The following is a 12,145-nucleotide window of genomic DNA, read 5'->3' as shown; positions in this document are numbered from 1 at the left end:
TGCCCGCACCTGTTCTTCTGAATAACCGTTGGGGGAGGCCCTGGTGGAGGATGTCGACAAGCTCCGGTCCTACTTGCGACGCGCCGTCGGTGACGCACAGGCGTTGCGCGAGCGGGTGCGCGAGCTGGAGGAGTCCGCGCGCGAGCCCATCGCGGTCGTGGGCGTGGGGTGTCGCTTCCCGGGTGGGGTGACAACCCCCGAAGGACTGTGGACGCTCGTGTCCGACGGGGTGGACGCGATGAGCGACTTCCCGGCGGACCGCGGCTGGGACCTGGAGGCGGTGTACTCCCCGGACCCCGAGACGCCCGGCACGACGTACACCCGCGCCGGCGGGTTCCTGCACGACCTTGCCGAGTTCGACGCGCCGTTCTTCGACATCAGCCCGCGCGAGGCGCTGGCGATGGACCCGCAGCAGCGGCTGATGCTGGAGACGTCGTGGGAGGCGCTGGAGCGGGCGGGCATCGACCCGACCGGGCTGCGCGGTACGCCGACCGGGGTGTTCACCGGTATCTACGCCGTCGACTACGGCCCGCGGATGGGCGGCGCCGCGGCCGGCGAAGTGGAGGGTTACGCGCTCGCGGGGACGTACACCAGCGTGGCCTCGGGCCGGGTGGCGTACGTGCTGGGCCTGGAGGGCCCGGCGGTCTCCACCGACACCGCGTGCTCCTCCTCCCTCGTCGCCGTCCACCAGGCCGTGCGCTCCCTGCGCTCCGGTGAGTGCACGCTCGCCCTGGCCGGCGGTGTCTCGACGCTGCCGACCCCCGGGCTGCTCGTGGAGCTCGGCCGCCAGCGCGGTCTGTCGGAGGACGGGCGGTGCAAGGCGTTCGCCGAGGCGGCGGACGGCACCGGCTTCGCCGAGGGCGCCGGCGTACTGGTCCTGGAACGCCTCTCGGACGCGCTGCGCAACGGGCGCCGCATCTGGGGCGTCATCCGCGGCTCCGCGATCAACCAGGACGGCGCCTCCAACGGACTGACCGCACCGAACGAACTCGCCCAGCGGCGCGTCATCCGCGCCGCCCTGGCCGACGCCGGCCTGTCGACCACCGACGTGGACGCCGTCGAGGCCCACGGCACCGGCACCACCCTCGGCGATCCCATGGAGGCGGAGGCCCTCCTGGCCACCTACGGCCAGGACCGGGACCCGGCGAGCCCGCTGTGGCTGGGCTCGCTGAAGTCCAACATCGGCCACACCCAGGCCGCCGCGGGCGTCGGCGGCATGATCAAGATGCTGATGGCGATGCGCCACGGCACCCTGCCCCAGACCCTGCACGTGGACCGCCCGTCGTCACATGTGGACTGGTCTGCGGGAACGGTCGAACTGCTCACCGAGGCCAGGGAGTGGACCACACCCTCGGCACGCCCCCGCCGGGCCGGGATCTCCGCCTTCGGCATCAGCGGCACCAACGCGCACCTGATCCTCGAACAGGCACCCGACGCCACCGTGCAAGTACCGGACCCCACCGACGAGTTGGTGCCGTGGGTGCTGTCGGCGCGCTCGGCGGAAGCGCTGCGCGACCAGGCTCTGCGCCTCAGGGACGGCCTGGCCGCCGCCGACCTGCCGCTCGCGGGCGTCGGGCACTCCCTGGTGACGACCCGCTCCCTGTTCGAGCACCGCCAGGTGGTCATCGGCGCCGGACGCGACGCACTCCTCACCGCCCTCACCGCAGGCGACGGCCACGACGACGTGGTGTCCGGCATCGCGGGGCCGGTCGGCAAGACGGTCTTCGTCTTCCCCGGCCAGGGCTCGCAGTGGGTCGGCATGGCCACCGAACTCCTCGACTCCTCCCCGGTGTTCGCGAAGCGCATGGGGGAGTGCGCCGACGCGCTCGCGCCGCACGTCGACTGGTCCCTGTTCGACGTGCTCGGCGACGCCGACGCCCTCGAACGCGTCGATGTCGTCCAGCCCGTGCTGTGGGCCGTGATGGTGTCCCTGGCCGAGGTCTGGCGCTCGTACGGCGTCCGGCCCGCGGCCGTCGTGGGCCACTCGCAGGGCGAGATCGCCGCCGCCTGTGTCGCGGGCGCCCTGTCCATCGAGGACGCCGCCAAGGTGGTCGCCCTCCGGTCGAAGGTGATCCTGGCCCTCTCCGGACGCGGCGGCATGGTGTCCGTCGCGCTCCCGGTGGACGACGTACGGGCACTCCTGACCGACGGGCTGTCGATCGCCACCGTCAACGGGCCCACGTCCGTGGTCGTCTCCGGCGACGTCGGCGAGCTGGAGGCGCTGCTGGCCGCCTGCGAGGCGGACGAGGTCCGGGCCCGCCGCATCCCGGTGGACTACGCCTCCCACTGCGCCCACGTGGAGGCCGTCCACGACGAACTGAGCAAGGTCCTCACGGGACTTGAGCCCCGCACGGCCGAAGTCCCCTTCTTCTCCACGGTGACCGCCGACTGGCTGGACACCACCGGCCTCGACGCCGAGTACTGGTACACCAACCTGCGCCAGACGGTCCGCTTCGAGGAGGCCACCAGGGCCCTTTCCGAACAGGGCTTCCGCTTCTTCGTGGAGGCCTCGCCCCACCCGGTCCTGACGATCGGGGTGGAGCAGACCCTGGACAGCGCGGGCGTCGAGGGCGCCGTGGTCGGCACCCTGCGCCGCGGCGAGGGCGGCCTCGCGCGCTGCTACCGGTCGCTGGCCGAGGCCTTCGTCGCGGGCGTCGACGTGTCGTGGGAGAAGGCGTTCCCCGGCTGGGAGGGCCGCTGGGTCGAACTGCCCACGTACGCCTTCCAGCGCCAGCGCTACTGGCTGGACACCCCCGACGAGACCACCGACCGAAGCACCTCGGACCACCCGCTGCTCGACGCCGTGATCGACCTGCCCGACGGCGAGGACCGCGGCGGAGTCGTGGGCGGCGGACGGCTGTCGCTGGAACGCAACCCCTGGCTCGCCGACCATGTGGTCCACGGCGCCGCCCTGGTGCCGGCCACCGCGCTGGCGGAGCTCGCCGTGTGGGCGGCACGCAGGACGGGCTGCGACGTCGTCGAGGAACTCACCCTGGAGACACCGCTGGTGCTCTCCCGGACGGCCGAGCGCGAGATCCGCGTCGTCGTCGACGGCAAGCGCGCCGTCAGCGTGCACTCGCGGGGCGAGGGCGAGACCGAGTGGACGCGGAACGCCTCCGGTGTCCTCGGCACCGCGGGCGCCCCGGCGGACGCGGGCCTCGCCTCCTGGCCGCCCGCGGGCGCGGTCGGCGTGCCCTTCGAGGACGAGTACGCCAGGCTCTCCGCCCTCGGTTTCGGCTACGGCCCCCTGTTCCGCGGTCTGACAGAGGTGTGGCGCGACGGCGACACCCTGTACGCCGAGGCGGAGCTGCCCGCGTCCGACGGCACCGACCGCAGCGGGTTCGGGATCCACCCGGCGCTGCTCCAGGCCGCGCTGCTCCCGATCGGCCTGGGCCGGTTCGTGGACGCCTCCCGGCCCGAGGGCTGGCTGCCGTTCCACTGCGCGGGCCTGCGGATCGCCACCGACCGGCCCACCGCCGCCCTGCGCGTCCGTCTCGCGCCCGCGGGCGAGAACGCGCTGTCCGTGACCCTCGCCGACGACACCGGCACACCGGTCGGCGGCATCGACACCCTGAGCCTGCGGCCCGCGGACGTCGACAAGCTGACCGCACTGGGCTTCGACCACCAGGACTCGCTGTTCCGGGCGGAGTGGGCGCCCGTCGCGGTCGCCGCCGGCCGGACCCCCGCCGCCTACGCGGTGGTGGGCGCACCCGACCCGGGACAGGGCGGAGCCGTCTTCGCCGACCTCGACGAACTCACCGCTTCCGGCGGGGAGATACCCCCGGTCGTCATCGCCGCCGTCGACGCAGGCGCCATCGACAGCGGCGCCACCGACGGGGGAGCCCCCGACGGGAGCGCCGCCGACACCCCGGCCGCCGCCGAGCAGAACCTCCACCGTGTGCTGCGCTGGACGCGAGCCTGGCTCACCGACGACCGGTTCGCCGACTCACGCCTGGTCCTCGTCACGCGGGACGCCTTCCGCGACGAGCAGGTCTCCCGCCCCGACCCGGCCGCGACCGCGGTCTGGGGATTCGTACGCACCGCACAGACCGAGAACCCGGGCCGCTTCGCGCTCGTCGACACCGACGGCACGCCCGCCTCCTGGGCCCTCGTCCCGGCCGCCGCCGAGACCGGCGAGGCCCAGCTCAGGATCCGCGCCGGGGAGGTGACCACCCCGCAACTGGTCCGTGCCCCCGACGCGGCACAGGACGTCCCCGTCCTCGGCGCCGGAACGGTACTGATCACCGGTGGCACCAGCGGCCTGGGCGCGAAACTCGCCCGCCACCTCGTGGACCGGCACGGCGTGCGCCGGCTGGTGCTGACCAGCAGGCGTGGGCAGGCGGCCCCGGAGGCGGCCGGACTCCAGCAGGAGCTGGCCGAGGCGGGGGCCCACGTCGACATCGTGGCCTGCGACGTCGCCAGCCGTGCCGCCGTCGCCGAACTGATCGCCACGGTCCCGGCCGAGCACCCGCTCTCGGCGGTGATCCACTGCGCGGGCATCCTCGACGACGGGGTCGTCGAGGCGCTGACCGAGGACCGGGTGGACGCCGTCCTCGCGGCGAAGGCACGCGGCGCCTGGTATCTGCACGAGCTGACGCGGGATCTGGAGCTGTCCGCGTTCGTGCTGTTCTCCTCGGTCGCGAGCGTGCTCGGCACCGCGGGACAGGCCAACTACGCGGCCGCCAACGCCTTCCTCAACGGTCTCGCGGAGACCCGCCGCGCCGCCGGACTGCCGGCCACCGCACTGTGCTGGGGCTTCTGGGCCGAGCGCAGCGAGATGGTCGCCGACCTCGGCGACACGGACGTCGTACGACTGCAACGCCAGGGCGTGCAGCCGATGTCGACGCCGGAGGGCCTCGCGCTCTTCGACGCGGCGCTCGCGCAGGACGATCCGGTCCTGGTGCCCGCGCGCCTCAACCTCCCGGCGCTGGGCGGCCGCCAGGGCTCGCCGCTGCTGCGCGCGCTGACCGGCGCGTCCGGCGCGGCGGGCGGCGCAGAGGCCACCGACGACGGGCTCGCACGGCGGCTGAAGTCGCTGTCGCCGACCGAGGCGGAGGCGGCGCTGCTCGACGCGGTACGGACCCAGACCGCGCTGGTGCTGGGCCACCCCGACACCCGCAGGATCACTCCGGCCGCGACGTTCAAGAAGCTCGGGATCGACTCGCTCACCGCCCTGGAGCTGCGGAACAAGCTGTCCGCGGCGACCGGTCTGAAGCTGCCCGCCACGCTCGCCTTCGACCACCCGAACCCGGGCGCCCTCGCGCAGTTCCTGAACACGCGCGTCAACCCCGGCTCGGCCGCCGGACCGGAATCCCCGGTCGATCACCTGGCCAAGGAGATCGAGGGCCTGGGCGCCCGCCTGGAGGAGGCCTTCCGCGAGCTCGCGGACGACGACAAGGCCACCCTCTCCACACTGCTCGGCGAACTGCAGGGCCGGGTCCGTTCCATGGCGGGCGCCGGGGCACCGGCCGGGCTCACCGACCAGATCAGTTCGGCCTCCGCGGGAGAGCTTCTCGCGCTTCTCGACAAAGAGCTCGGCTAGGGGATTGGGATGACGAACGACAACAACGCCGATGTCCTCGACTACCTCAAGCGGACATCGATCGAGCTGATCGAGACGCGCAAACGTCTGCAGGAGCTGACCGACGCCGCCGGCGAGCCCATCGCCGTGGTGGGCGCCGCCTGCCGCTTCCCGGGCGGGGCGACCTCCCCGGAGGCGCTGTGGGAGCTGGTGGAATCCGGCACGGACGCCGTGTCGGACTTCCCCGACGACCGCGGCTGGGACCTGGAGGGCCTCTACGACCCGGACCCGGACCACGCGGGCACCTGCTACACCCGCTCGGGCGGCTTCCTGTACGACGCGGCCGACTTCGACGCCGACTTCTTCGGCATCAACCCGCGCGAGGCGCTCGCCGCCGACCCGCAGCAGCGGCTGCTCCTGGAGACCTCCTGGGAGTCCCTGGAACGCGCCGGCATCGACCCGGAGACGCTGCGCGGCAGCGACACCGGTGTGTTCGCCGGGATCGCCTACTTCGGATACGGCAACCACTTCTTCACCCCGGAGAACATCTCCGGCTACGCGCAGACCGGTTCGCTGCTGAGCGTGGCGTCCGGCCGGGTGTCCTACACGCTGGGCCTTGAGGGCCCGGCGGTGTCGACCGACACCGCGTGCTCCTCGTCGCTGGTGACCGTGCACCAGGCGGTGCAGTCGCTGCGGCAGGGCGAGTGCGGTCTGGCGCTGGCCGGCGGGGTCACCGTCATGGCGATGCCGCAGGTGTTCCGGGAGTTCTCACGGCAGCGGGGCCTGGCGGCGGACGGCCGCTGCAAGGCGTTCGCCGACGCCGCGGACGGCACCGGCTTCGCCGAGGGCGTCGGCATGCTCGTCCTCGAACGGCTCTCCGACGCCCGCCGCAACGGGCGCCGCATCTGGGCCGTGATCCGCGGCTCGGCCATCAACCAGGACGGCGCGTCCAACGGTCTGACCGCTCCGAACGGACCGGCCCAGCAGCGCGTCATCCGGGCCGCGCTCGCGAACGCCCGGGTACAGGCGAGCGACGTCGACGCGGTGGAGGCCCACGGCACCGGCACCACGCTCGGCGACCCCATCGAGGCCCAGGCGCTGCTGGCCACCTACGGCCAGGAGCGCGACCCGGCGAGCCCGCTGTGGCTGGGCTCCCTGAAGTCGAACATCGGCCACACCCAGGCGGCCGCGGGCGTCGGCGGCATCATCAAGATGATCATGGCGATGCGGCACGGCGTCCTGCCCCGGACCCTGCACGTCGACCAGCCGTCGACCCACGTGGACTGGTCCGCCGGGGCGGTGGAGCTGCTGACCGAGTCCAGGCAGTGGACCACCGCGTCGGGACGCCCCCGCCGGGCCGGCATCTCCAGCTTCGGCGCCAGCGGCACCAACGCGCACCTGATCCTGGAGCAGGCCCCCGAGGAGGAGCCGGCGGCCGACGAGCCGACGGCACCCGACACGGCCGGCGGCGACGCGCTGCTCCCCTGGGTCGTGTCGGCCCGCTCGGAGCAGGCCCTGCGCGAACAGGCCGGGAAACTGCGCGACTTCATCGTCGCCGCCGCCGACGACGACGCTGACCTGGACCTCGCCGACGCCGGCTGGTCGCTGGTGTCCACCCGCGCACGGTTCGAGCACCGTGCCGTGGTCCTGGGCCACGACCGGGACGAACTCCTCAGCGGCCTGGCGTCGTTGAGCGACGGCACGGAAACCGCCGCCGTGGTGCGCGGCGTCGCCGGTGAACTCGGCACCTCCGTCTTCATGTTCCCGGGCCAGGGCGCCCAATGGACGGGTGTGGCCCGGCAGTTGTACGACGCCTTCCCGGCCTTCGCGGAGAGCATCGACGAGGTCTGCGCCCGCTTCGACACCCACCTCCCCTTCGCCCTGAAGCCCCTGCTCCTCGCCGACGAGCCCGAGGGCCGCGAGCGCACGGACGTCATGCAGGCGGCCCTCTTCGCCCTCCAGGTCGGCCTCTACCGGCTCCTCACGCGGTACTGCCCGCGGCCGGACCACCTGATCGGCCACTCCGTCGGCGAGATCGCCGCCGCCCATGTCTCCGGCGTCCTCGACCTGGACACCGCGACCCGTCTGGTCGCCGCCCGCGGCCGCATCATGCAGACCGTCACCGAACCGGGCGCCATGCTGGCCGTCCGCGCCTCGGAAGCCGACGTCACCACCCTGCTCGGCGAGTACGAGCGGGTCGGCATCGCCGCCGTCAACGGCCCGGAGTCCGTGGTCGTCTCGGGCCTGCGCGACCAGGTCCATGCCCTCCGCGACCGACTGGTCGCCGACGGCAGGTCGGCCAAGCTGCTCCCGGTCGACCACGCCTTCCACTCCCCGCTCATGGACCCGGTCCTCGACGAGTTCGCCGAGGCGCTCGGCACCCTCCCCACGGACGGCGAGCTGACGATCCCGATCGTCTCCACCCGGCTCGGCCGCGAGGTCACGCTCCAGGAGCTGACGTCCGCCGAGTACTGGGTACGGCACGTCCGCGAGCCGGTGCGCTTCTACGACGCCGTGGAGTCCGCCCGTACGGCCGGGGCGAGCGTCTTCCTGGAGGTCGGCCCGGGCGCCACGCTCGCGGGCCTCACCAAGGACGCCTTCTCCGGTGAGGGCGTGACCGACGCGGTGGTCCTGTCGACCTCGCGCCGGGACCGCGGGCCGGCCCAGGCGCTGATCGGCGCGCTCGCCGGGCTGCACGTCGAAGGCGGATCCGTGGACTGGGACGCCCTGTTCGGCCCCCGCCGCCGGGTGGACCTGCCGACCTACGCCTTCCAGCGGCAGCGGTACTGGATGGACTTCCTGGCCGGGCTGGAGTCGGCCGACGTCAGCTCCGCCGGTCTGTCCACCCCGGCCCACCCCCTCCTCGGCGCCGTCGTGGACCACCCCGGCACCGGCGAGGTCGTCTTCACCGACCTGTGGTCCCTGCGCACCCACGACTGGCTCGCCGACCACGCCGTCTTCGGCGCCGTCGTCGTACCGGCGACCGCCTACCTGGACCTGGCCCTGTCCGTGGGCGACCACGTCGGATGCGGCGCGGTCGAGGAACTCTCCCTGGAAGTCCCGCTGATCCTTCCCGACTCGGGCGACCTGCAGGTGCGCGTCGTCGTCGGCGCGGCGGACGAGACGGGACGCCGCTCCCTGGACGTGTACTCGCGCCCCGCCGAGGACGGCGACCAGCCCGGCGGCTGGACCCGCCACGCCATGGGCGGCCTCACCCCGACCGTGCCGCCGACGCCCGAGTGGTCCGAGAGCACCCGCACCCTCGCCGCGTGGCCGCCGGCCGGGGCGCGCCGGATCGCCTTCGACGGCCTCTACGACTCCCTCGCGGACGGCGGCTTCGACTACGGCCCGGCCTTCCGCGGCCTGCGCGAGGTGTGGCAGCACGGCGACGACCTCTTCGCCCTCGCCACCCTGCCGGAGACCGCCGAGTCCGCCGACGGCTTCGGCCTGCACCCGGCGCTCCTCGACACCGTGCTGCACGCCGTCGTGGCCGGCGGCGTCATCCAGGTGACCGGCGAGCAGGGCTGGATGCCCTTCGCCTGGTCCGGTGTGCACCGGTTCGGCTCCTGCGGCCCGACCGTACGGGTCCGCCTCACCCCGGCCGGCGAAGGCGTCGTCTCCCTGGCGATCGCCGACGAGCACGGCCGCGGCATCGCCTCCGTCGAGGCCCTCACCTTCCGGCCCGCGAGTGCCGAACAGGTACGCGCGGCCCGCGGCGGCCAGGACCGGCAGCTGTACGAACTCGGCTGGCGTCCCGTCCAGCAGGGCAAGCCGGAGACCTACCGGGGGCGGTGGGCCGTCCTCGGCACGAGCGACGGCCTGGCCTCCCGGCTCGCCGGGGCGCAGGACGACAGCGTCGCCGTCCACGATTCCCTGGACGAGGTCCTCGCCGCAGAGGCACCCGCCCATCTCGTCCTGTGCCTGGACGACTTCGTCACCCCCGGCCCCGATCCGCTCACCACGGTCGGCGACACGGACAAGCACGTGCTGGCCCGCGTCCAGCGGTTCCTCGCCGAGGAGACCTTCGCCGGATCCACCCTGGTCGTCCTCACCCGCCTCGCCCTCGACTCCGGCGCGGGGGAGACCGTGGAGAGTCTCCCCGGCGCCTCCGTATGGGGCCTGATCCGCTCCGCCCAGACCGAGCACCCCGGCAGGTTCCGGCTCGTCGACATCGACGACGAGCAGACCTCCTGGGCGGCCCTCCCGGACGCCCTCGCCCTCGACGAGGCCCAACTGGCGCTGCGCGACGGCACGTTCCTCGTCCCACGCCTGGCTTCGGCCGCGCCCGCGGAGCACCGCCTCGACCCCCCGGCACCCGGCCCGCACCGACTCGGCATCCCGAGCAAGGGCACGCTGGAGAACCTGACCTGGATCCCGTGCCCCGAGGTGGCGGAGCCCCTGACGAGCGGCCAGGTCCGGATCGCCGTCCAGGCCGCGGGGCTCAACTTCCGGGACGTCACCATCGCCCTGGGACTGATCGACCGCACGGCCATCGACGCCGGGCTCGGCAGCGAGGGCTCCGGTGTCGTGCTGGAGGTCGCGGACGACGTCACGGGCCTCGCGCCCGGCGACCGCGTCACCGGCATCTTCCCCGGCGCGTTCGGCCGCGTGGCCGTCGCCGACCAGCGCATGCTCACGACCGTCCCCGACGGCTGGAGCCACGCCGAGGCGGCGTCCATGCCGAGCACCTTCCTCACCGCCTACTACGCCCTCTTTTGCGTCATGCAGCTGAAGAAGGGCCAGCGGATCCTCATCCACGCCGCGGCCGGCGGCGTCGGCATGGCCGCCGTCCAGCTGGCCAAGCACGTCGGCGCCGAGATCTACGCGACCGCGAGCCCGGCCAAGTGGCCCACCCTGCGCGCCCTCGGCCTCGACGACGAGCACCTGGCGTCCTCGCGCGACCTGGAGTTCGCGCAGAAGTTCCTCGACGCCACCGGCGGCCGCGGCGTCGACGTCGTACTCAACTCCCTCGCCCACCAGTTCGTCGACGCCTCGCTCACGCTGCTCCCCGAGGGCGGCAACTTCGTCGAGATGGGCAAGACGGACATCCGCGACCCCCGCCGGGTCGCCGCCGACCACCCCGGAGTCGACTACGAGGCCTTCGACCTCTACGCGGCGGGCCCGGACGCCATCCACGCCATGTTCCGGGACGTCATGGAGCTGTTCGCCGCCGGCCATGTGCGGCTGACCCCGGTCTCCGTACGCGACATCCGCGACGCCCGCAGGACGTTCCGCGAGATGAGCCAGGGCCGCCACATCGGCAAGCTCGTCCTCGACGTCGGTGACGGCTTCGGCGGTGGCACCGTCCTGGTCACCGGCGGCACCGGGGGAGTGGGCTCGCTCGTGGCACGGCACCTCGTCGCCGAGCACGGCGTGCGGAGCCTGCTGCTGGCGAGCCGTCGGGGACCCGCCGCCGAGGGGGTGCCCCAACTGGTCGCGGACCTCGAGGACGCGGGCGCGACGGTACGCGTCGTGGCCTGCGACATCGCGGACCGGGACGCCGTGGCGGAGCTGCTCGCCGACATGCCCCCGCGCCATCCGCTGACGGCGGTCGTGCACGCGGCGGGCGTGCTCGCGGACGGCACCGTCGAGTCGCTGACCGCCGAGAGCGTCGACCACGTGCTGCGCGCCAAGGTCGGCGGCGCGCTCACCCTGCACGAACTGACCAAGGACCGCCCCCTGTCGGCGTTCGTCCAGTTCTCCGCCCTCGCCGGCACCCTCGGCAACGGCGGCCAGGCCAACTACGCCGCCGCCAACGCCTTCCTGGACGGTCTCGCCGCCCACCGAAGGGCGTCCGGGCTGCCCGGCACCTCGCTGTGCTGGGGCTGGTGGGAGCAGAGCAGCGGCATGACCGGGGAACTGGACCAGGCCGACTTCTCCCGGCTGCGGCGGATGGGCATCGCCGCGATGCCGACGGCCGAGGCACTGGACCTGTTCGACGCCGCGTGCGCGCTCGACAAGCCGGTCCTCGTCCCGGCCCGCGTCGACGTCGCCGCCCTGCGCAACAAGAGCGGTGACGAACTGCCGCTGCTCCTGCGCGACCTCGCCGGCACCGGCCGCCCGCGCCGGGGCAGGGCGGGCACGGGCAAGGAGAGCGGCGCCCTCGACCTGACCGCCAAGCTGGCCGGCCTGCCGGCGGACGAGGCGCAGACGGCCGTACTGGACTGGCTGCGCGACCAGGTCGCCGTCGTGCTCGGACACCCCTCCGGCACGGTCGTCGACGCCGACCAGCAGTTCACCCAGCTGGGCTTCGACTCGCTGACCTCGGTCGAACTCTGCAACCGCCTCGCGGCCGCCACCGGACTGCGTCTGCCGACCACCCTGGTCTTCAGCTACCCGACACCGCGCGAGATGAGCGAGCACCTCTTCGGCCTGCTGCGCCCGGAACCCGGCCCGGCCTCGGCCGCGGCTTCGGGGGAGGACGCCGAGATCCGCGAGGTGCTGCGGACCATCTCCATCGACAGCCTGCGCAGCGCGGGCCTGCTGGAGCTGGTCCTGGCCTGCGCCGCCCCCGCGGGCACGGACCCCGGCGTACCGGCGGCGGACGCGGACACCGCCGTGGACGAGTTCTCGGACCTGGACCTGGATGCCCTGGTCGACCTGGCTCTGGATGAGAAGAGGTAA

Annotated in this window: 2 protein-coding genes; both read left to right on the top strand. The window is 73.7% G+C overall.

Translation table 11 applies throughout. The features are described from left to right. Positions 1-43 precede the first annotated feature (43 nt). The gene (locus PH203_RS42665) at positions 44-5,542 is read left to right on the top strand and encodes a type I polyketide synthase (RefSeq protein ID WP_289927516.1); all 5,499 of its coding nucleotides are present in this window, start codon (positions 44-46) and stop codon (positions 5,540-5,542) included. A gap of 9 nt (positions 5,543-5,551) precedes the next feature. Then, on the top strand, positions 5,552-12,145 hold the full coding sequence (locus PH203_RS42660; RefSeq protein WP_289927514.1) for a type I polyketide synthase: 6,594 nt from the start codon (positions 5,552-5,554) through the stop codon (positions 12,143-12,145).

Source organism: Streptomyces sp. S.PB5, from assembly GCF_030403745.1.
GTDB lineage: Bacteria > Actinomycetota > Actinomycetes > Streptomycetales > Streptomycetaceae > Streptomyces.
The sequence above is the reverse complement of the archived record's forward strand: the minus strand, read 5'-3'. Positions and strand labels throughout refer to the sequence as shown.

What these genes read in the sequence shown, in the direction of transcription:
- PH203_RS42660 (WP_289927514.1), top strand. Translation starts at nt 5,552, where the DNA reads ATGACGAACGACAACAACGCCGATGTCCTCGACTACCTCAAGCGGACA.